The sequence below is a fragment of the Pectobacterium aroidearum genome (assembly GCF_015689195.1).
Classification (GTDB): Bacteria; Pseudomonadota; Gammaproteobacteria; order Enterobacterales; family Enterobacteriaceae; genus Pectobacterium; species Pectobacterium aroidearum.
The window spans coordinates 3036081-3059176 of record NZ_CP065044.1 but is presented as its reverse complement, the minus strand read 5'-3'; the positions used below and the strand labels follow the sequence as shown (position 1 = coordinate 3059176).

Below are 23096 nucleotides of genomic sequence, written 5' to 3'. Positions count from 1 at the left end.
AAGGTGGCATTTTTCACGCTAATTACCCCATTTAGCCTAAGAGTGGTGTGATAGGGTATCGCTGTCATAAATGTGTATGAAAAAGCCTAATTAGCATGGTTTAGTGAGGTATTATGTCGGTTCAAGGTATTGATGGCGTTTTACAGCAAATGCAGGTCAAAGCCCTGCAGGCATCTGGTACGCCAATAGCCAGACCATCGGTAGAACCTGGTTTTGCCAGTGAGTTGAAGGCTGCGATCGATAAGATCAGCGACACGCAACAGACGGCTCGTACGCAGGCTGAAAAATTCACCTTGGGTGTGCCAGGCGTAGCATTGAATGATGTAATGGTGGATTTGCAGAAGTCATCCATTTCAATGCAAATGGGCATTCAGGTACGTAATAAACTGGTCTCTGCGTATCAGGAAGTGATGAATATGTCCGTTTGATGCCACTTCATGGCATCAGGCTGTAATTATCAACATTATTGTGCGCGATCTCACTGTTAATGCTGATGAGATTGCGCGCAATTTTTTATTTGTGCTGATTTCCTGCCAGTTTCTTCCTGCTTATCAACGCAGTTAGTCTTCAATCTTTTTAGCGCCTACAGATTTCCAGATTTCCTTCTGCCGATAGTCTTGTAAGTATCCCTGTAAAGCGGACCATTCACTTTTAGAGATCTTCCGACATACTAACTATGTCCCCTGAGGAGATCGCTATGCGCAAGATCCGATTCACTGAACACCAGATCATCGCCGTTCTGAAGTCCGTCGAAGCCGGACGAACCGTCAAAGATGTCTGCCGCGAAGCCGCTATATCCGAAGCCAGCTATTACAACTGGAAAGCAAAATACGGCGGGATGGAAGCGGCTGATATTAAAAAGATCAAAGATCTGGAAGACGAGAACCGGCGGCTCAAACAGATGTTTGCCGACCTCAGTCTGGAATGCCGGGCGCTAAAAGATGTTATTGAAAAAAAGCTTTAAAACCAGCGATAAAACGTGAGCTCGTCAGTTATCTGACCTCGCAGTTTGCGATGAGCATACGTCAGGCATGCAGGACGTTATCGTTGAGCAGGACGGTGTTTTTATACCAGCCAGATACCCGGCGTGATGAATCGGTGATCCAGGGGCTGCTAGTGATGGCTGAACGCTATCCACGATACGGATTTAAGAAGCTTTTTCAGGTATTGCGCAGGCAGGGGAATACCTGGAATCACAAGCGTGTTCACCGAATTTACTGTCTTCTGAAACTGAATTTTCGTCGCAAAGGAAAGCAACGTCTGCCGGTGCGTAATCCGGCTCCACTGGCGACCCCAGAGGCGCTGAACCAGAGCTGGTCCATCGATTTTATGCACGACGCGCTGGTCTGCGGCAGACGCTTCAGAACCTTCAATGTGGTGGATGATTTTAACCGGGAAGCCCTGGCCATTGAAATTGACCTGAATATCCCGGCCCAGCGTGTTGTCCGGGTACTGGATAGGATCGTGGCAAACCGTGGATATCCGCTGAAGATGAGGATGGATAATGGGCCAGAACTTATATCGCTGGCGCTGGCTCAATGGGCCGAAGAGCATGGCGTGATGCTGGACTTTATCAAGCCGGGTAAACCGACGCAAAACGCATTTATCGAACGCTTTAACCGGACGTACCGGACCGAAATACTGGATTTTTATCTGTTCAGAACACTGAATGAAGCACGGGAAATTACAGAGCGCTGGCTGGCTGAATATAACGGTGAGCGGCCCCATGAATCCCTGAATAACCTGACGCCGGAAGAGTACCGTCTGATGGCTGAAAACCCGGAAATCTCAAAAAGTGCGTGGAACTAAAACGGGTGTGCTTACAGTCTAACCATGTTGACGAAAAACAGTCAAAAAAAACGCCCCAATAATAGAGGCGCGGTGAGCTCGGTATACCGATAATGTGTGATGCTACTATGAGCGTGTTTCATCAGGTAAGGCATCACCAGGCAGCATTCTCTGCCCCGCAAATTCGTTATAAGTCGTATTAATTGACTTTTGCTTCAGTGACTGTCCCATTAACGAACTTAACTCGTCCATCCGCTTCTGCAGAAGTTGTTTTACTTTCGCTTCATTATCCATCACTTCCTGCAAAATTTGTCGCAGATGCAGACGCATCACACTGTCAATTTCGTCAGGAATTGGCATGTTAACTAAGCCTTCAACGGACTGAACATAAACAATCTCTTGCTCAACCAACGTATCCCATTGGCCGTTGACTGCCAAATGAAGAATTTTTTGACTCAGAGACAAAAGCTGTTGGTAATCTTTTAGAAGCCGATGGGGGGAGGCCATTAACGTACTTCCTGCTCTGGTTTGTAATTAGGACCGATTTGCCGCCAGGCATCAGCGATATTTTCCAACAACACTTCAACTTCTTCTATCGCTTTTGCATCGTTATGTAAATTGGCAATCAACAAACGCTGGGACATGTAGTCGTACAGAGCGGACAGGTTTTCAACGAGTTCGCCCCCGGCTTCCATATCCAACCCGGCTTTGAGTCCGTTATTGATAATATTGATTGCTTTAGATAACGCCATGCCTTTGCCTGGGATATCGCCCTGTTCCATGAGGATGCGCGCGCGAATCATCGCACTGCGCGCACCATCAAACAGCATGACGATAAGCTGGTGAGGGCTTGCGCTCATCACGCTGCTTTCAAGGCCTACCTGAGCATAGGCTTGGCTGCCTTTCATGTTGTACATCACGTTACCTATCTTTAATCGAAAATTTAGAGTTTAGAGAACATGCTCGTTAAACGACTCATGGTGCTATTCATGTTAGTCATCGCTTTATCAAGATCGACGAATTGTTTTTGATAAATAGCAATTGTACTTTCTATTGCATCTTGGACACGCGCAGCCTGAGTATCCAGTTTTTTCAGCGAACTATTAATACCATCTTCTTTGGTTTTAATGAGACCTTCTGACGTATCAAGGACTTCCTTCAGGTATGTACGAGTCTGTGTCGCAAATCCTGTTTTATCATTATCACCAACGAAAAAGTCTCGAACTCTACCGGGTTCTTCTTTCAGCGCTTTTTCTAACTTGGTATCACTGATTTCTAACTTCCCTGTTTTGAAGTTTTGCGTAATACCAAGATCTGCCAGAATACGGAATTCGTCACCGCCGCTTTGTACCGTTGTTAGCTGCGCCTTGAGCTTGCTCTGGATACCACGAACCGTAGAATCGCCTAATAACGCGCCGTTGGAGCTTACTTGCGATTCGCCTGCTTCAACTGCAGTATATTTTGTTTGAGCTGAAATGGTGTCTTGCAGCGCATTGTAAGCATCAACCCAGGCTTTGATCGTATCCTTCATCCCGGTGATATCTTGCTCAATCGTCAGCGTTTCCGGTTTGCCTGTCTCTGTTTGAGCCAGAAGATTGATCGTGACGCCTTCGAAAGCATCAGAGATTGCGTTGCTTTGTCTTTCGATCTCAATGCCGTTTGCCGTGATTTGTGCGTTTTTGGCCGCGACTTTTTCTGTCGGCGTACCATTAAAAACGCTCGTGTCGTCTCCCCCGATAGAGATTTTACTCTCAGTACCGCTGTTTTTGGCGGTCAGCATCAGGTAGTACTCATTATCTTTGGCTTTGACGACGCTTGCTGTTACGGTGCCATTGACTTTGTTAATAGCGTCACGAACGTCGTTCAACGATGTTTCGCCCGCTTTGATATCTATTTCCAGATATTTTAGGTAATCATCACCGACTTTAGTGAATTTACCGTTATCTTGGGCAATAACGAGCTTTGTATCTGTTGTACTCAAGGGCTCTGTGGCGCTAGTCTTGGCCGTTGACGTTATTGAATGTGCCTGTGCTAATTGTTTCACGTCAATGCTATAGGTACCCGCCACCGCTTTACTATCGGCGGTGGTAGAGAATGCTTTGTTTGTGCTGGAAACTTTGGTTGATGTGATGCCATCAATTGAACCTTTAACAATGCCGAAAGATTCAGAGATTGCTAAAGCATCGTTCGCTGTTTTGAGTTTATCAAGCGCACTTTTCAGGGCACTGATACCGCTCAGTTGGGCCTTGAAACTCGACTGTTGGGTTGTTATCGGTACAAGTTTTTGATTTTCAGCGGTTCTAAGCTGCGTTAGCAATGTGTCTAAAGGTAGTCCAGAACCCGAACCTAATGCAGAAATGCTTGCCATGATAGAATCCTTTTATTCAGAGTGCGATGCGCTATGAAGCCATTATCGGCAGAATAGAGAATAAGTTTAGCAGTAAAGAACACCTCTCTTTATGGCTGATATTGTCGCAGGATAGGGGGGCGGTCAGAATCGCCCTTTGAGCAATAAAAATGAATTTAGGCTAAAAAAAAAATTAAAGCTTCTGAAAAGCGTTCCGATAAATGTTAGCGACGGGGATGAACCCGTGGGTCTAACCCGAAACTGATAACCACTGATTAAGGAACGCTATTATGGCAGTTATTAATACTAACATCATGTCTCTGACTACTCAGAACAACCTGAACAAATCTCAGTCTGCTCTGGGTACCGCTATCGAGCGTCTGTCTTCTGGTCTGCGTATCAACAGCGCGAAAGATGACGCAGCTGGCCAAGCGATCGCTAACCGTATGAGCGCTCAGATTAAGGGTATGACCCAGGCCGCTCGTAACGCCAACGATGGTATCTCTCTGACTCAAACTGCCGAAGGCAACCTGAACGAAATCAACAACAACTTGCAGCGTATCCGTGAGCTGGCAACTCAAGCAGCGAACGATCCTAACGGCAAGACTGACCGTGATTCTATCGTTAAGGAAATGACCCAGCGTATTAACGAAGTTAACCGTGTTGCGCAGAGTGCTTCTTTCAACGGTACTAAACTGCTGGACGGTTCTGCAAGTGGTGGTATCATTATTCAGGTTGGTGCTAACACTGGTGCAACTGAAACCATTACAATTGACAGCACTGCGTTGATCAACGCAACGACTGGCGGTTCAATGAGTGATGTTTCAGCTAACATTTCCTCTCTGGGGTCTGTTGCTGCCGGTAGTTCTGCGAACTCTGCTGCTCAGGCATTGATCACAGCAGTTGATACTGCATTGTCTGCTGTCGACACTGCTCGTAGTAACCTGGGTGCGATTCAGAACCGTTTCTCATCTACCATTACTAACCTGAACAACTCTATTAACAACCTGTCTTCTGCTCGTAGCCGTATCGAAGACGCTGACTACGCGACCGAAGTATCAAACATGAGCCGTAGCCAGATTCTGCAGCAGGCTGGTACATCTGTACTGTCTCAGGCAAACCAGGTTCCACAGACTGTTCTGTCTCTGCTGCGTTAATTCTCAGCCAGACAAACGCTGTAGCTTATATGATAACCAGCCCTTCGGGGCTGGTTTTTTTATGATGAATGCCCCATGTATCACACTGTTGTGAAGCGATATCACTCTTCCCTAACGTATGTTATACGCCTAATATTTCCCTCTATTTATAAGATTGCGTATCTTAATAGTTGATACGATAGTAGTAATTTCTTTTTCCTCTCATGAAAGGTTTTCCCTTCTGATGACTCTAGATACTGCCGCCAGCCATCCAACAACGAGCGCTGCTGAGCGCTGTCCTTTGCCTTATACCTCACCGACGCATTTGCAGGCAGTAGCATACTTGCATGGCATTGTGGCAGCGGACCCTGATAGAGCTCGGGTACTGGAACTGGGATGCATGAGTGGCGCGAACCTGTTGCCATTTGCTACTGCTTATCCGCAGGCGCAGGCTATTGGTATCGATCTTGATGAGGAAAAAATTGCGCAAGGGCAGATGTGGGTTCAGCAATATGGATTAACCAATCTGCAACTCCAGGCAATGGATTTAGCATCGCTTTTGGACAGCAATCTTGGCAAATTTGATTATATCATTGTTCATGGTGTTTTCGGACTGGTTAGCGGCGAAGCTCGCTCGGCGTTGTTAGCATATTGCCACCGTCATTTAAGTGCAAAAGGCGTGGTGTGTTTTTCCTATTCGACCTATCCTGGCGGGAAGACAGAGGAAATTCTGCAGGATGCTTTAAACCTGCACGCGAGTCTGGCAGAAACACCGGAACAACAGCAAGCCAGTGCAAGAGCCATGTTGAGCTATTTATCGCTGGGCATGTCGGCAAATAACCCTCAAAGAGCCGCTATTGCGACTCTGGTTGAAGAAGCCGAACAACTGGGCGATGTGTCGCTAGCGCTCAACTATCTACAAGGCCTGAATCAACCCTGCTATCTGCTCGACTTTAATGCACTGATTACGCAAGAAGGCTTGGCTTATGTTGGCGAAATTGAGCCTCATACTGAGATTGCCTCTCACTATGGTGACCAGGTAGATAACTTACTGCGCACAATCTGTCCGACTGGCAATAAGATATTGAAACAGCAGTATCTGGATTTTAACGTTGGACGCAAACGTCGGTTTAGTCTGCTGGTCGCTGCTGAACGGGCGGAAAAGTTGGAATCGGAAATTGATGTCTCGCGATTGGACAAACTTTCCTGGGCGGGCAGCTTCCGGCGTGTCATGCTGGCGGAAGGGTTTGCCTCTAATGCACACATTGCGAATGACGGTATACAGATTTCCACGGATCATGAGCTGACTCAGAGGATTCTCGATGTTCTGGGTGAAGCCTGGCCGGCTAGCGTTACCTTCAAGCAGCTTATCTTTAATACGCATTTTCCAGAAAAGAAAGATGACCAACATGAAAAAAATGTCCGCGACTCTCTATATGCTCTGTTAAAACAAGGTTTACCGAGTCTTCATTACTGTGTTGGTGAATGTGTTTATCGGAAAAGTGATTTTAGTGTATTAAGATTTTTACCTGGCATTGAGGGAGGATGGGGCTCATTCAACTATTGGCATGAGTCTGTCTCTTTACCGCCATCTGTACAGGGTAGTCAATCACTTCTCGCTCAGTTGGAAGCGTTGGAATCAGGGCCTGATTCGTTAGCGCTACTCGATGAGTTACATAGCAAGGGATTACTCATTGGGAGTGCTGTTGCTTGGCAACGGTATTTCCAAAAACGTCTGGCGCTAGCAACATCTGTTGCTGATGTGATCCACAACATTAATCCAATGATTATGTATTCCAGCGATATAACTGGCGGGGGAATGTTTAAGCCCAGCGATGTTAAAAAAGTTGAAAAAAGCAGAAAAAGATTTATCAACAGCCCTATTGATGTGAAAATCAAAAGCCGCTTATATGAGCTACTAAAAGAACAAAAATATACAGAGGCTAGACGTCTGGCAGAAGAGCTTACCGTGGCACAGCCGCACAATCTTCAGAGTTGGATTGCATTAGAAAGAATAAATTTTGTCACTGGTGATAAAAATGCGGCGATCTTTTCTCTGGCGAAAGTCATTTCTATGTACAGCAATGCATGGTTGGTATACAGCGAACTGTCCAGTTTATTGCATAGCACCTATCACTATTGGCACGCGATTAATTTAGCTTATAAGGTAATCCGCTGTGATGGCAATAATGCAATTGCATGGAACGTAGCTGCTCTTGTTTATCTAAGAACTGAAAATATGACGGGGGCGGAAAGTTGTCTCAATAAAGCAATGCAACTTCTGCCTAATGATTCTGCAATATTAAATTCGATGGCGATGGTGTTGGATAAGCAGTCGAATGTTGAAGGTGCTATTGAATATTATCGCCGTGCTATTGCCTCTGCGCCTGATGATTTAAATTTGTATAGTAATCTGCTGTTTGCATTGTTGCATAATGCAAATATTAGTGCGGCTGAATTATTTGCAGAACATCGTCGCTATGGTGAGTTGGTTGAAAGTCGTATTGACTCGGATATTTCTGTGAGCATATACCATCAGCAGGATAAAAATCCCGAACGTGTATTGCGCATTGGTTTTGTTTCTGGCGACTTATGGTCACATCCAGTCAGCAGTTTTTTGGCTCCGGTATGGAATGCTATTAATCGTGAATATTTCTCTCTTTATGCCTATTCGACATCAAATCATTACGATAATACCTCTCGTTTATTGGAAACAGGTGCGACTGTATGGCGTAATGTAGCTGGTACAAGTGATGTTGAGTTGTTTGAAATCATTCGGCGCGATGAGATTGACATACTATTCGATCTTTCTGGACATACTGCCTATAACCGTTTACCTGTTTTTGCTATGAAGCCAGCACCGATTCAGATAAGTTGGATTGGCTATCCAGGGACGACTGGATTAAAATCGATGGATTATTATTTGATTATGAACCATAAGCCACTTCCTGAGGTTTTGGATTGTCAATTTACCGAAAAACTACTCTACGTTCCATTTAGTCGTCAGTTTGATCCTGTATCTGGTTGTCCACCCGTGAATGATCTTCCCGCATTAAAAAACAAGTATTTCACTTTCGCAAGTTTTAACCGACCGACTAAAATCAATAACGACGTCTTATCCGCATGGGCTAAAATTTTGCTAGCCTTGCCCACGAGCAAAATGATTATCGGTGCATTACCTAATCATGAGGCGAGGGAAAAAATACGTAATACTCTGGAATCGCAGGGGGTTCAACCTGAACAGCTCATTTTCCGCGAGAGAACCAATATAATAAACTATTTGGCTATGCACCATGAGATTGATTTGTTGTTAGACACATTTCCTTATACAGGGGGCACAACGACGAATCATGCACTTTGGATGGGGGTGCCGACTTTAACTTTGGCGGGTGAAAAATTAGCTACGAGGCAAGGTGTTTCGAACTTATCTCAGGTGGGTTTGAATGAGTTTATTGTTTCTTCTCAAACTGATTATATAAATAAAGCAATTGGCTGGAGTGATAGACTGGATGAGCTTAATCAGATTCGTCATGATTTACGTAATAAAATTGGTCGTGATATTGATGCTGATGGTGTTACGCCTGCAACTTATTTTGAAAAAACGCTCAGAGTAATTTGGAAAGCTTGGTGTGCCAGCGAAAAAAATAAAAGTTATTCGATTGGGTATTGAATTTCTGTTTTTTGACTAAGACCAATGTCGGATGTACACGTAGCAGTTATTAGAAAAATAAAATATTCCTTTTATGTTAATATGACGTGGTTATAGGTGGAGCAGAGTGATATGAAAAAACCAATATATGTAACAAGTCCATTACTTCCACCGTTAGAAGAGTTCACACCGTATCTTGAAGAGATTTGGCAGAACAAATGGCTGACTAATGGTGGTCCTTTCCATCAAAAATTAGAACAAGAATTAGCTGATTATCTTGGCGTAAATTATATCAGCCTTTTTTCAAATGGTACGCTGGCATTATTAACTGCGTTACAGGCTCTGCGTATTACCGGTGAGGTTATTACTACACCTTATTCTTTTGTGGCCACTTCCCATACTCTCTTATGGAATGGTTTGAAGCCTGTGTTTGTCGATATTGATCCTGTAACCTGTAATCTTGATGAGAATAAAATTGAAGAAGCAATTACACCGGCTACTTCTGCTATATTGCCAGTGCATTGCTATGGGATTCCAGCGAATGTAGATAAAATCCAGAGCATTGCTGACAATTACGGCTTACGTATTATTTATGATGCAGCACATGCTTTTGGTGTCAAGAAAGATGATATGAGTATTTTGAATCATGGAGACTTGTCCATTCTTAGCTTTCATGCGACTAAAGTCTTCAATACTATTGAGGGGGGGGCAATTATTTGTCCAGATGAAAAGGCAAAAAAACGAATAGATTATTTAAAAAATTTTGGTTTTGCTGATGAACTTACCGTAGTTGCACCGGGTATCAATGGAAAAATGAATGAAGTACAAGCTGCTTTTGGTTTGTTGCAGTTAAATTACATTGATGGTGCTTTACACTGTCGTAAAAAACTATATCAGACTTATTGTGAGCGGTTAGGTGGTATTTCAGGGATTCGACTCATTAGCGTTCCTCATAATGTTACATGGAATTATGCCTATTGTCCTATTTTTGTCGACTCTAACTTCCCTGTGGATCGTGAGATTTTATATGAAAACTTGAAGAAAAAGAATATTTATACCCGCCGTTACTTTTATCCTTTAATAAGTTCATTTCCTATGTATCGTGGATTAGATAGTGCGATGGGAAATAATCTTTCTATTGCAAATAATATATCTGAGATGGTCTTGTGTTTGCCAATATACGCTGATTTGACAGATGAAGAACAGGATGAAGTTATTAATGAGATTCTTTCTTTTTTATAATGTATTAACGAAATCTTTCTTGTCTATCATAGGTGATACAGATGATATTAGGAATTTATGGTACTGGTGGGTTAGGCCGAGAAATATTAACATTAGCTCATCTTATTAATTGTACATCTAAAAAATGGGATGATATTATTTTTATTGATGATATGGATTATAATCGTTGTTTACATAATCTATCTGTTAAATGTTTTGAGCAGATAAAGAGTCTTAAATCACTTGAAATAGTTATTGCTATTGGTGAACCATCACTAAGAGCTATGTTGTCTGAAAAAATCAGAGAGAATGGTATTAATCTGGCGACACTAATCGCTCCATCAGTCTATATTTCACCTTATAGTCAATTAGGTGAGGGAATCGTTATTTTTCAGGGGGTTAATATATCTTGCGATACTCGTATAGAAAATAATGTTGTTATGCAAGCGTTTTCTAGTCTCAGTCATGACTGTTATATTGGTCCCCACTCAGTAACGTCGACGTATTCTGCGATGGCCGGTGCTGTTTCTATTGGTTCTAGAACATTTATAGGAATGGGGGCGTTAATTAAAGAGAAGATTCATATAGGTGATGATGTTATAGTTGGAATGGGATCTAACGTACTATCATCAGTACCTGATCGAATGGTTGTAGCAGGAAATCCAGCGAAGATAGTAAGAGAAAACAATAAAAGAAGAGTATTTATGTAGTTCATACTGATTGGATAAATGTATATCTAGGTGGGAATGTAATGTTTGAATATAACCATACAAAGTCAATGCATCAGTTTTATCGTGATATATTTTCTCGAGATCTTGAATTGGGTAATATAGGCAATTTCCCCAAAGAATTTATAGCATCTATTGTGGCAGGTAGTTTAGATACGTTATCAATTTATAAAACTATTCTTACATATGATAGTGGCTTGGAAAATAATCATGATATTGCATTAAAACAACTGTTGCTCACTATATCTTTGGCAAATCTGGCACTTGACGAAAAGTTTGAAGGGAAGAAAGTAAAACTTCCAGACGAGTATATTAATAATATACGATCTTCACTGGTTGAGATAATAAAATTATGGCCATCTGTAGAATACCTTGTGGTCGCTATTCAGTTATTGTTTAGAGTTGGTGATGTAGAACCAGTGGTTGAATTAATTAATAATAATTTTTCTGTGCTTGCGGACTCTCCGGCTGCGTTTAGAATATTATTGATAATCTGTATGATTGAAGAAAATTTCGATATGGCTTTGCCTTTAATAAAAGAAATGACTTCTAATCAAAAGCTTGTTGGTGAGCATTGGCTCGTGTTGTTAATGGTGACTTGTGCAATTTACAAACTCGGTGGATATCCAGATTCTTATATAGACTTTCGTCCTTTATTAAATGAAGATGATTATTTTCCTATTGAAGAATATCTTTGGCTTATTGATAAAGACTGCAAAAATGAAAAAGTAAATGTTGTTGTTTCCTGTGATGAAAAATACTATTTCCAACATGCGGTTTATGCCCTATATTCAATTTACGAAACAAACAAGAGTAATTTCAATGTTCATTTTCATATTTACAATATAACCGATGATGTTTTAGTTGATATAAAGAAGAACAAAAAAAAATTTCCTGAGCTAAATATATCATGCACAGCGGAAAGTGTTCCTATGGTGAGTGGAGTAAATGTACATTTTGCTTCAAGGCGATTTTTATTCTCTCACTATGCCTTATCTGTATGGGATGGTCCTGTATTAATTATTGATGCAGACTGTTTAATGAGGAAAGATTTATCTTCAGTCATTTCACCTGAAAAACCATGTGATTTAATTTTAACTGAAACTAAAAGTGCGCCTTTTTGGGAAAAGGCTTTAGCCGGATTTGTCTATCTTGATGGAGGAGAAGTATCTAAGCAATTTATAAGTAAAGTTGCGTCATTTATAAGTGTTAACTTGGTAAATGGGAATAATGTCTGGTTTTTAGATCAAGTCGCACTTTCAGCATCTTTGGATGCTGTTAAGATAAGCCCTCTTGTGTGCAGGGTTGACTCAGATATTGTGTGTGATACCGATCACAATGACCATTCTTTTATGTGGGTTGTTACAACGGTTAAGAGTAGTGAAGGAAAGTACTTTACATATAAAAGACAACTTGCTGATAAATATTCGGGGTCTGATTTTATCCAACCATAATGAGCACGTAGCTAAGTGAATGAACGCCCAATCAGAGGTTGCTCACATGGCAAGACATGTGAACGATAGCGTTAATTATCTCGAATGTGATTATAACAGGTGAGTGAACCACATGAAAAACCAGTAGTTAAGCGTTAGTTGCCATACAAGACGGATGTTAAGAATAGTGGGCTTGCTTCTCGGAAGATATGCAGGCATCTGTAGTCTCCAGTATTTTCGTAAGGTCAGAAGTAATAGAGGAGCGATTATTCAGAGGTAGCGTTTCCGGGGGGCTCTATGCACACAAATTGTCATCGGAACTCCCCCTGAGCAGTATGTACTTGGCGTTGATTTTGAAACCGTGTTGGGGCGAGAAATCTCCCAACGAAATCGATAAGCTCGCTACGCGCTTACCATTTTTGCCCCTCATCGCAGAGTCTTTACCTAATCCTGTCATACATGGCAGGAATAACCCTTCTTTTTTGACGCTATTCAGACGATTGGCTACCCTACCTAAAAGCATAATAGTGTCGATAACATTATCATCGTAGGTATTTGTCACTGTGAGCGATTTGTATACCGCCGAAGGCACAATGGATAAAAATTCCCTTTGGAAGCGCTATGTTCCACTAGTGCGCCATGAAGCCTTGCGTTTACAGGTTCGTCTCCCCGCGAGTGTTGAGCTTGACGATCTGCTACAGGCTGGTGGTATCGGCTTGCTCAGTGCAGTCGAGCGTTATGATTCGTTGCAAGGTACGGCGTTTACTACCTATGCCGTTCAACGAATCCGCGGTTCGATGCTGGATGAATTACGCAGTCGTGATTGGGCTCCACGCAGTGTACGGCGTAATGCGCGGGAAGTGGCACAAGCAATGCAGCAGGCTGAACAACAGCTCGGTCGTACTCCAACAGAGCAGGAGGTTGCGCAGGCCCTGAATATCACGCTTGAGGATTATCGTCAGATATTGCTGGATACGAACAACAGCCAGCTTTTTTCTTACGATGAATGGCGTGAGGAACATGGTGATAGCGCAGAGGCTCTACTGGAAGGCAATGAAGATGCGAATCCATTGCATCAATTGATGGAAGGCAATTTGCGCCATCGTGTGATGGACGCGATTGAAAGCCTGCCAGAGCGTGAGAAATTGGTATTGACGCTTTACTATCAGGAAGAGTTGAACCTGAAAGAAATCGGTGCCGTTCTCGAAGTCGGGGAGTCGAGGGTCAGTCAGTTGCATAGCCAGGCGATAAAGCGCCTGCGCGTGAAATTAATGAACGATGTTTAATTGCGCTGCGTAGGAATACTGTTATCAAATATATCTTCAGTCTCTGAAGCACAAAAACATGGCAGCATTTGAATATTGATGGGTGTTTTTGCATCAGTATTTACGTGATCAATACTGCCTGTTGTTAGCACCCCAGGTTTTCTGGCGTAATGAAAGGTGCTATTGCTTCATATTGAAGTTATATATCGTCATGGAATGGATTCATGCACCCATCAATTCGGAAGAAACAGCTGCTAAGCCGTTATCTGAAAGACTTCAAACACAGACAGACCAACTGTTCCCAGTGTGATAAAGAGCTCGACCGCGTTTCACTGGTATTTCGCAATCAGCTTATCAATAAAAAATCGATTGGCAGCATCGACAGGCTTATTGATGACGAAATATGGTCCGGCCTGCAACAGGAATTAATCCCACTTTGCCGCTTTTGTAGCGAAATATTATGCAATACGACTGCTAGCTATTTCGATATTAAAGCTTTCACGCAGTATCTGATCGAACAGACTGAAGTCCGCCATAGCACGATGCGCGAGTATGTCATTCGCCTGCGGCGGCTGGACGAGTTGCTGGCTGCAAATAATTACCCCGCGGAAACCTTTTCCCGTCACCGCGATGGGGTACAGCAGCGCGTTTGTGATTACCTTCCCGATATTGAGCAAAATATTTACCGCAGTGCCTTACGAAAATACGATCAATATCTGGACTGGCAGCGGCATTTCTGACGTACATAATGCGTCGTTCTCAGGCTGACATTGCCAAACCATGGGATACTGACTATACGTAAATGTTATGACAGTGTAAAAAATGCTTGCATTGTAGGGGCAAATTATTGCACTGTCATACTACTGAAATCATTCGGCACTAATTTTTAGGCAATGGTTAGCAGTAGTTCTACGATGCGATCAATCATTATTCAGTGGAATAGTCGTTGTCACAGTGAGGAACGCGAATGGTAATGTCCTTTTTTGGACTTTGTAGTCGATGTCAAGATTCTACGCTGCTGACTCGCCGATGCGAGGGATGTTCCTCCCACTTATTTTCAACGCTACACCATTCTCTTGTTACCCAAACTCTCCGTTTATTTTCGTTTTCTATCCATGAACGCGTTATCCATTTTTCACTCGGTTCGTGGATGAATCATGTGTATTTTCTGTCCGCTATTGGCTTAATAAGGAAGCCTAACCTCGTTAGTGAGTTAAACGTCACGCGCTGTAGAACAGTGCGGTAAGTGAAACAAACTGTAAGGTGCCACTATGGGAAGACAAAAAGCAGTGATCAAAGCTCGTCGTGAAGCAAAACGCGTTATTCGTCGTGAGTCGCGTAGCCATCGTCAGCGTGAGGAAGAATCGGTCACTTCTCTGGTACAGATGGGCGGGATTGAAGCAATCGGCATGGCGCGTGAGAATCGCGATAATTCCGTTATTCAAGCTCGTACAGCTGCCCAGGAACATTACTTGTCTGCGATAGAAAACAAACAGTTGATTTTTGCCACAGGCGAAGCTGGCTGCGGTAAAACGTATCTGAGCGCTGCGAAAGCGGCGGAGGCACTAATCCATAAAGAGGTTGAGCGTATTATTGTTACGCGGCCGGTATTACAGGCCGACGAGGATCTTGGCTTTTTACCTGGAGATATTGCGGAGAAATTTGCGCCTTATTTCCGTCCGGTTTACGACATACTTTTGCGTCGGCTGGGGGCTTCTTTCATGCAATATTGTTTGCGGCCGGAAATTGCCAAAGTTGAAATTGCGCCTTTTGCGTATATGCGCGGGCGGACATTTGAAAATGCAGTTGTGATTCTGGATGAGGCGCAAAACGTGACGGTGAACCAAATGAAAATGTTCCTGACACGTTTAGGCGAGAATGTCACGGTTATCGTCAATGGTGATGTGACGCAGTGCGACTTGCCGGCTGGTGTGAAATCCGGCCTGCGCGACGCGCTGGAGCGCTTTGTTGAGGATGACATGATTGGCGTGGTCTCTTTCGGTAAAGAGGACTGTGTGCGTTCGGCGCTGTGCCAGCGCACGCTCCATGCCTATGGCTGATGTCTGTATGGTGCGGGAGTGAAAACTCCTGTGCCATCAGCATATAAAAGAAAACGCCCCTGACTTGTGTCAGGGGCGTTTTCTTTTATATGGCGGTGAGGAAGGGATTCGAACCCTTGATACGTTTTCACGTATACACACTTTCCAGGCGTGCTCCTTCAGCCTCTCGGACACCTCACCGGGGGTTACCTACAAGGGGCAACGGGGCGCTACTATAGGGAGTCGCTTAGCTTCGGTCAAGCAGTATTTAGCGCGAATGGTGCGTCTGGCTAAGCATTGAACGGTAACGGATAGTCAGCGCTACGGTGTCATGAAAATGCAGGAAAAATGGGTGGGGAATAGGCATAAAAAAACCACAGACCGCGATGGCCTGTGGTTTTTTATCAGCTGTAGGACAATTACGCCAGCAGCGTTTTGACGTAGCTGGTCAGTGCTTCGTCTTTGCTGTTAGCGAAGAAGTATTCCTGGAATTTAGGACCAGCAACAGCACCTTTAACCAGATCCTGATCGAGACCTTTCAGAATGGTGATCAGGTCGTTGTAGGTCACTGCTTTTACGGCATCCAGGATTTTTTTGTTACGTTGTTGAGGAACAACGCGATCGCTCGGATAGCCACGGCCGCCTTCTTCTTTGAACAGCTGGGTAAACAGGTTTTCCAGGTTCAGTTCAGCGCCCCAGCCAAAGCCTTTAGCGTAAGGAACGGATACGGCGTTACCGTTGTTGATCTGAGAGAACAGGTAAGCATCAGATGGGTCAACAACCAGACCACAGATTACGCCTGGGAAAGAGTTACAAGCCAGCATGGCGCCTTGGCCAGTACCGCAGCCAGTCACAACGAAATCAGCAGCGCCAGAGTTCAGCAGAATAGCAGCCAGAATACCGTTCTGGATGTAGGTCAGCTGTGCGGCATCTTCAACGGCGTATTGACCGTAGTTGTGTACAGTGTGGCCCAACGGTGCAACCGCTTTGGTCAGAGACTCGGCGATGATGGCGTTTTTGGCAGCCTGGCTGTTCTCGTTAATCAGTGCAATTTTCATGTTCGTTCCTTTTCTGTGACGGACAAATACATTTTTTAAAACTGTATTTCAATTTGATGTGTGCAGTATACCGTTTCAAAAATAAAGCGCAAATCGTGGAAGCAAAGAATGCGGCATAGCCCATAGATTCAGGAAAAACACAATGAACGGAAAAGGGACAATAAAGACATAACACATTGAAAAATGGCGCTGTATTTCAGCGCCATAGAGGAAAGTTATGCATCCGGGAAGGTTAGCGTATTGCCGGGCGCTTCTCGATTAAGATGAAGAAAATTCAGGTGGCGTTCGTACTGATCCAAAATGTCGTTAATCACCTGTTCCTTGCTGTAGTCCATCAGATCATTTCCCTGACTTCCTTCCAACAGGAAGGTTTCAAGGCGGTAATAATCCGATTTCCCCGAGCGGGCCCGGTAGGTAAACGCTGGGACGCTATAGCGCTGTGGCCAAATTTGGTAGAGGAAATTCTGCTCATCACCCAAATCCACCAACAGTTCGAGGTGATTCAGACGTTCATCTTCGACTGGCGGTAATTCGTTGACTTCAACATTGGCACCGCGCAGGCGCAGTTCACGTGCAACATCCTCCATGGCCGCTTTACAGACGTTATCCAGCATTTTCTGTGTATGCGTTGTGCCAGGGAAATTCATGACGCGTGAGATGCGTTGTTTCCAGTTCAGGCGATCGTCGCCTGAAATTGGCATCGGCGCTGAGGTTTGCAAGGAGCTGGCTTTACGGTAATCCTCAACCCGCAGTGATTTATATAACCCCGCCATAATAAAGAACATCACAAAGCTAAACGGCAATCCCATGATGACGGTCGTGTTCTGTAATGCTGACACGCCGTTTGTCATCAACATACCCAGCGTCAACAGGCCAATCGCGACTGACCAGAAAATTCGCAGCCAGTTTGGTGCATCGTTGTTGATGTCACCAAGGCGAGAGGTGAAATTGCCCAGTACCAGCGAACCGGAATCGGCAGAGGTAACATAAAACAGCAGGCCGGTAATGGTCGCGACAGAGGCGCTCAGGCTGAAGCCGGGGTACTGTGCCAGCAGGCTGTAGAACCCACGTTCCGGGTGCTGCATGACTTCGTTCGCAAAGTCCAGATTACCGTGAATTACCTGATAAAGCGCACTGTTACCAAAAATGGAGAGCCACAGCAGGGTAAAGACAAACGGGATGATCAGCGTGCCGACGACAAACTGCCTAATCGTTCTGCCGCGCGAGATACGTGCCAGAAACAGCCCGACAAACGGTGCCCATGCGACCCACCACGCCCAGAAGAACAACGTCCAGCTATTCATCCACTCGGTCGGGCGATCGAACGCAAAGCTGTTGAGCGTCATACCGGTAAAGCGGTTGATGTAATCCCCGACGTTCAACACCAGCGCGTTTAGCAGAAACTCGGTATCACCCCAGAAGAGCAGAAAGAGAATCAAACCGAGTGCAAGCAGGACGTTCAGCTCGGAAAGGAAGCGAATGCCACGATTGACGCCAGACGTCACGGAAACGGTCGCCATGATTACGGAAAGCAGGATGAGTGAGGCCTGAACGGTAAGGTTCTCGGGAATCTGGAACAGGACTTTCAGCCCGTAATTAAGCTGAACGACGCCGATACCCAGCGTGGTGGCGATACCGAAGATGGTTCCGAGTACGGCCGCGATATCGACGCTGTGTCCAATCGGGCCATTGATGCGTTTACCAAAAATGGGATACAGGGCGGAGCGAATGGTCAGCGGCAAATTATACCGGTAGCTGAAGTAGCCCAGCGCGATGCCCATCAGCGCGTACATTGACCAGCCTGTGAGCCCATAGTGAAACAGCGTCCAGACCATAGCCTGCCGTGCTGCTTCCATCGTCTGGCCTTGTCCTTCCGGCGGCATCATATATTGCGTAATGGGTTCCGCGACGGAAAAGAACATTAAATCAATGCCGATCCCCGCCGCAAATAGCATTGCAGCCCAGCTCATCAAGCTAAATTCAGGTTTCGACTGCTCCGGCCCGAGCTTGATCGAGCCAAAGCGAGACGAGGCGATGAAGATGACGAAAACGATGTAGAGCGTGGCGGCTAGCAGGTAATACCAACCAAAGGTGGCGGAAACCCAGTTGAGCGCGTGGGTAATCCAGGCATTTGCTTCTTTGTTAAACAACATGGTCATCAGCGAGAAGGTCAGGATAAGTCCCGCTGATGTGTAGAACACGACAGGATTCAGGCGATCCTGCTGGGTGGTCGTTTCTGATGCTGGCATGGTTATCCCTTGCGTTACGTGAACAGATACTCTGATTCCTCTCTCCACGAAGCGTGCTTAGCGCATACCAAGAACGGGACGCAGGACATCCGCTGAGTACGCTTTCCGTTGAAGATCGTCGTCAGAACAAAAAAGAAATTATTCTTTTTAAGTTGGAGTTATCGTCTGAACTCAAACTGTTTTTCGTGATAATTGATACAGATTTTTAACCTTTCAGCAATAAAAGATATTCATTTTTTATTGAACGTTCAATCAAAAAAAAGTTTAATGGGACAAATCGGATCATGAATCATCGTTTTTTACCGTGATTCATCACGCAAAAATGAAGGGAAGGAAATGAAGGGGAAGTGCAGTGCCTAAAGTCGGAATGCAGCCCATCAGACGGCAGCAGCTCATCGAAGCGACACTGGCCGCGATTAACGATGTGGGGATGCATGATGCCTCGATCGTACAGATTGCCCGACGTGCGGGGGTGTCGAATGGGATCATCAGCCATTACTTCCGCGATAAAAATGGCTTACTGGAAGCGACGATGCGCTACCTGATAAGTCATCTGGGGCTGGCGGTGAAATCAAGGCTACTGAGCCTGACAGAAAACACGCCTCGTGCACGTTTACGGGCGATTGTTCAGGGAAATTTTGATGATAGCCAGACGAATAGCGCGGCGATGAAAACCTGGCTAGCGTTCTGGGCTAGTAGCCTGCATTCCCCCATGCTCCATCGGCTACAGCAGGTTAACGATCGGCGGCTTTACTCCAACCTGTGCGTCGAGTTTAGCCATTGCTTGCCGAAAGATAACGCGCGTATTGCGGCAAAAGGGCTAGCGGGGCTGATTGATGGGCTGTGGCTGCGCAGTGCGCTAAGTCACGACGCCTTCAACCGCGAAGAAGCATTGAGCATTGCCTATGACTATATCGAGCAGCAGCTCACTCGCACGTAATCCTTCCTTATCATTTTGCCTTTTCTGCCCGGAGTGCGTACCGGGTAGCCATCAGACAGGAGAATTTATGTCTCGCTACGGTTTACAACAGCTTTATATCAACGGCGCTTATGTCGATAGCACGGGTGACGATACGTTTGATGCAGTAAATCCCGCGAATGGCGACATCATCGCTCAGCTCCAGTCGGCCACTGTTGCTGATGTTGATCGTGCGGTCAGCACCGCCGCCGCAGGGCAGAAGATATGGGCGGCGATGACGGTGATGGAGCGCTCGCGTATTTTACGCCGTGCCGTGGATATCCTGCGTGAACGCAATGATGAGCTCGCGTTACTTGAAACGCACGACACTGGCAAACCGCTCTCAGAAACACGCACCGTCGATATCGTGACTGGTGCGGATGTTCTGGAATATTATGCGGGGTTGATTCCCATGCTCGAAGGGCAGCAGATCCCCCTGCGTGATACCTCGTTCGCCTATACCCGCCGGGAACCGCTTGGTGTGGTCGCCGGCATCGGTGCCTGGAACTATCCCATTCAGATCGCATTGTGGAAATCGGCCCCTGCGCTGGCGGCGGGCAATGCAATGATCTTCAAACCCAGCGAAGTCACGTCGCTTACCGCGCTGAAACTGGCAGAAATCTACACCGAGGCTGGATTACCGGCTGGCGTATTCAACGTGCTGACGGGAACGGGACAATCCGTTGGTCAGGCGCTGACCACGCATCCTGGGATTGCCAAAGTCTCTTTCACTGGGGGGATTGCCAGCGGGAAAACGGTAATGGCCAATGCCGCAGGCTCGACGCTGAAAGACGTTACAATGGAGCTGGGTGGGAAATCGCCGCTGATCGTTTTTGAGGATGCCGATCTGGATAAGGCGGCGGATATCGCCATGATGGCGAATTTTTTCAGCTCAGGGCAGGTGTGTACCAACGGTACACGCGTCTTCGTTCCGCAGGCATTGCAGGCGCAGTTTGAGGAAAAAATTCTGGCGCGCGTTCAGCGCATTCGTATCGGTAACCCGACTGATGAAGCCGTAAATTTTGGTCCACTGGTTAGCTTCCCGCACAGAGAATCTGTACTGCGCTACATCGAAAGTGGAAAACGCGAAGGTGCTCGCGTGCTGGTGGGCGGCGAACCGATGGCTGACGAGAAATATGCACAAGGTGCATTCGTTGCCCCTACGGTGTTCACGGATTGTCGGGACGATATGAAGATTGTGAGGGAAGAAATCTTTGGCCCGGTCATGAGTATTCTGACGTATCAAAATGAGGATGAGGTTATCCGCCGTGCCAATGATAGCGAATATGGGCTGGCGGCCGGTATTGTGACCTGTGATTTGAATCGGGCACATCGGGTTATCCATCAGCTTGAGGCGGGGATTTGCTGGATCAACACCTGGGGCGAATCTCCGGCTGAAATGCCTGTGGGCGGCTACAAACATTCGGGTGTTGGCCGTGAAAACGGCATAACAACACTGGAACACTATACGCAAATTAAATCTGTGCAGGTTGAACTGGGTGAATTCCGCTCGGTATTTTAAACGAAGGGGAGAAAGCCTAATGGAATATGATTACATCATTATCGGAGCCGGTTCCGCAGGTAATGTGCTGGCAACGCGTTTAACAGAAGAAAGCGACGTCAGCGTGCTGCTGCTTGAGGCAGGTGGTCCAGACTATCGGCTGGATTTTCGCACGCAAATGCCTGCCGCATTAGCGTTCCCACTACAAGGGAAGCGTTATAACTGGGCTTATGAAACCGACCCGGAACCGCACATGAATAACCGCCGTATGGAATGCGGCCGTGGCAAAGGGCTGGGTGGCTCATCGCTGATTAACGGCATGTGCTACATCCGTGGCAATGCGATGGATTTCGATAACTGGGCGACGATGCCGGGCCTGGAAGACTGGAGCTATCTTGATTGCCTGCCGTATTTCCGCAAAGCGGAAACGCGGGATGTGGGCTCGAATGACTATCATGGTGCGACGGGGCCGGTTTCCGTGGCCACGCCGAAGATGGGAAACAACGAACTGTTTCACGCTATGGTTGAAGCGGGCGTACAGGCGGGTTATCCGCGTACCGACGATCTTAACGGCTATCAGCAGGAAGGCTTTGGGCCGATGGACAGAACCGTCACGCCGAAGGGGCGTCGCGCCAGTACCGCGCGAGGTTATCTGGATCAGGCGAAAGGTCGTAAAAATCTGACCATCGTGACGCACGCCTTAACCGATAGAATTCTCTTTGAGGGAAAACGTGCCGTTGGTGTCGCTTACTTTAAAGGCGAAAGCCCGCAAACAGCGCAGGCGCGTCGTGAAGTACTGCTATGTGCTGGTGCGATCGCCTCGCCGCAGATCTTGCAACGCTCCGGCGTGGGGCCGAAAGATCTGCTCCAGGGGCTCGATATTCCCGTTGTGCACGATTTGCCCGGTGTCGGTGAGAATCTACAGGATCACCTGGAGATGTATTTGCAATACGCCTGCAAAGAGCCGGTATCTCTGTATCCGGCGCTACAGTGGTTTAATCAACCGAAGATCGGGGCAGAATGGTTGTTCAGCGGCACAGGTATTGGTGCCAGCAATCAGTTTGAAGCGGGGGGATTTATTCGCAGTCGTGATGAGTTCGCCTGGCCGAACATTCAATACCATTTTCTCCCGGTCGCGATTAACTACAACGGCAGTAATGCGGTAAAAGAGCACGGGTTCCAGGCGCATGTGGGCTCTATGCGTTCGCTCAGCCGTGGGCGCGTTCAGGTGCGCTCCAAAGATGCTCGTGAGCACCCCAGCATCCTGTTCAACTATATGTCGACAGAACAGGATTGGCAGGAGTTTCGCGATGCGATCCGCATTACGCGTGAAATCATGGCGCAGCCTGCGCTGGATAAATACCGTGGGCGAGAGATCAGCCCTGGCCTGGAAGTGCAGACCGATGAGGAACTGGATGAGTTTATCCGTACTCACGCTGAGACGGCATTCCATCCCTCCTGTTCCTGCAAAATGGGAGAGGACGAGATGGCAGTGGTCGATGGACAAGGCCGTGTCCACGGGATGGAAGGATTGCGTGTTGTCGATGCTTCCATCATGCCGCAAATTATTACCGGCAATCTGAATGCGACAACTATTATGATTGCGGAGAAAATTGCCGATCGAATCCGCCGGCGCCAGCCGCTGCCGCGTAGCAGGGCGCGTTACTACGTGTCGGGAAATACTCCGGTCAGAAAAGCGCCGCTGAAACCAGCCTCATAACATT

At 46.1% G+C, this 23096-nt stretch carries 18 protein-coding genes and 1 tRNA gene; 13 read left to right on the top strand and 6 right to left on the bottom strand.

What is annotated here, in order from left to right; translation table 11 throughout:
- The first annotated feature begins 113 nt into the window (after positions 1-113).
- Positions 114-428, top strand: a complete 315-nt coding sequence (fliE, locus tag I2D83_RS13695) for a flagellar hook-basal body complex protein FliE (RefSeq protein WP_015840779.1) — start codon at positions 114-116, stop codon at positions 426-428.
- A 269-nt stretch (positions 429-697) separates the two neighbouring features.
- A protein-coding gene (locus I2D83_RS13690; RefSeq protein ID WP_205946711.1) for an IS3 family transposase occupies positions 698-1809 on the top strand; the annotation gives its coding sequence in 2 pieces (ribosomal slippage) (positions 698-959 and positions 959-1809; 1113 coding nt in all).
- Positions 1810-1914: 105 nt separating this feature from the next.
- Here I2D83_RS13690 and fliT read toward each other — a convergent pair.
- The 3 genes from fliT to fliD are packed head-to-tail and all read right to left on the bottom strand — an operon-like array spanning position 1915 to position 4156.
- Complete coding sequence (gene fliT, locus I2D83_RS13685; protein WP_181848692.1) at positions 1915-2295, bottom strand: flagella biosynthesis regulatory protein FliT; 381 nt, start codon at positions 2293-2295, stop codon at positions 1915-1917.
- Entirely contained in the window at positions 2295-2705 is a 411-nt protein-coding gene (gene fliS / locus I2D83_RS13680; protein WP_015840777.1) for a flagellar export chaperone FliS, read from the bottom strand. Before fliS ends, fliT begins: the two co-directional genes overlap by 1 nt.
- Before the next feature lie 26 nt (positions 2706-2731).
- Positions 2732-4156 carry a flagellar filament capping protein FliD gene (gene fliD, locus I2D83_RS13675; protein ID WP_205946710.1) on the bottom strand — a complete coding sequence of 475 codons (1425 nt, stop codon included), beginning with the start codon at positions 4154-4156 and terminating at the stop codon, positions 2732-2734.
- A 269-nt stretch (positions 4157-4425) separates the two neighbouring features.
- Between fliD and I2D83_RS13670 the strand changes: the two genes are divergently transcribed.
- The 8 genes from I2D83_RS13670 to phoH all read left to right on the top strand — a co-directional run bounded on the left by I2D83_RS13670 (position 4426) and on the right by phoH (position 15627).
- Entirely contained in the window at positions 4426-5292 is an 867-nt protein-coding gene (locus I2D83_RS13670; protein WP_205946709.1) for a flagellin N-terminal helical domain-containing protein, read from the top strand.
- A gap of 223 nt (positions 5293-5515) precedes the next feature.
- Positions 5516-8941, top strand: a complete 3426-nt coding sequence (locus I2D83_RS13665) for an O-linked N-acetylglucosamine transferase family protein (protein ID WP_205946708.1) — start codon at positions 5516-5518, stop codon at positions 8939-8941.
- Positions 8942-9052: 111 nt separating this feature from the next.
- Positions 9053-10162: a DegT/DnrJ/EryC1/StrS family aminotransferase gene (locus I2D83_RS13660; RefSeq protein WP_181848696.1), complete on the top strand. Its 1110-nt coding sequence runs from the start codon at positions 9053-9055 to the stop codon at positions 10160-10162.
- Between the two features lie 41 nt (positions 10163-10203).
- Positions 10204-10851 (top strand): NeuD/PglB/VioB family sugar acetyltransferase, encoded by a 648-nt coding sequence (locus tag I2D83_RS13655; protein ID WP_205946707.1) that lies wholly within the window; start codon positions 10204-10206, stop codon positions 10849-10851.
- A 41-nt stretch (positions 10852-10892) separates the two neighbouring features.
- Positions 10893-12323, top strand: a complete 1431-nt coding sequence (locus tag I2D83_RS13650; protein ID WP_205946706.1) for a hypothetical protein — start codon at positions 10893-10895, stop codon at positions 12321-12323.
- A 542-nt stretch (positions 12324-12865) separates the two neighbouring features.
- Positions 12866-13588, top strand: a complete 723-nt coding sequence (locus I2D83_RS13645) for an RNA polymerase sigma factor FliA (protein ID WP_015840766.1) — start codon at positions 12866-12868, stop codon at positions 13586-13588.
- 203 nt (positions 13589-13791) lie between these two features.
- On the top strand, positions 13792-14307 hold the full coding sequence (fliZ, locus tag I2D83_RS13640) for a flagella biosynthesis regulatory protein FliZ (protein ID WP_015840765.1): 516 nt from the start codon (positions 13792-13794) through the stop codon (positions 14305-14307).
- A gap of 531 nt (positions 14308-14838) precedes the next feature.
- Entirely contained in the window at positions 14839-15627 is a 789-nt protein-coding gene (gene phoH, locus I2D83_RS13635; RefSeq protein WP_015840764.1) for a phosphate starvation-inducible protein PhoH, read from the top strand.
- Between the two features lie 90 nt (positions 15628-15717).
- On the opposite strand, the gene I2D83_RS13630 is transcribed toward phoH, so the two are convergent.
- From I2D83_RS13630 to I2D83_RS13620, 3 genes are all read right to left on the bottom strand, one after another.
- Positions 15718-15807, bottom strand: a tRNA-Ser gene (locus I2D83_RS13630).
- A 218-nt stretch (positions 15808-16025) separates the two neighbouring features.
- Entirely contained in the window at positions 16026-16664 is a 639-nt protein-coding gene (locus I2D83_RS13625; RefSeq protein WP_015840763.1) for an RpiB/LacA/LacB family sugar-phosphate isomerase, read from the bottom strand.
- Between the two features lie 215 nt (positions 16665-16879).
- Complete coding sequence (locus I2D83_RS13620; RefSeq protein ID WP_015840762.1) at positions 16880-18913, bottom strand: choline transporter; 2034 nt, start codon at positions 18911-18913, stop codon at positions 16880-16882.
- Positions 18914-19265: 352 nt separating this feature from the next.
- Here I2D83_RS13620 and betI point away from each other — a divergent pair, with 352 nt between their 5' ends.
- From betI to betA, 3 genes are all read left to right on the top strand, one after another.
- Entirely contained in the window at positions 19266-19853 is a 588-nt protein-coding gene (gene betI, locus I2D83_RS13615) for a transcriptional regulator BetI (protein ID WP_180777817.1), read from the top strand.
- 67 nt (positions 19854-19920) lie between these two features.
- The gene (gene betB / locus I2D83_RS13610; protein ID WP_205946705.1) at positions 19921-21393 is read left to right on the top strand and encodes a betaine-aldehyde dehydrogenase; all 1473 of its coding nucleotides are present in this window, start codon (positions 19921-19923) and stop codon (positions 21391-21393) included.
- Between the two features lie 19 nt (positions 21394-21412).
- Complete coding sequence (betA, locus tag I2D83_RS13605) at positions 21413-23092, top strand: choline dehydrogenase (RefSeq protein WP_181844711.1); 1680 nt, start codon at positions 21413-21415, stop codon at positions 23090-23092.
- The last annotated feature ends 4 nt before the right edge of the window (positions 23093-23096 follow it).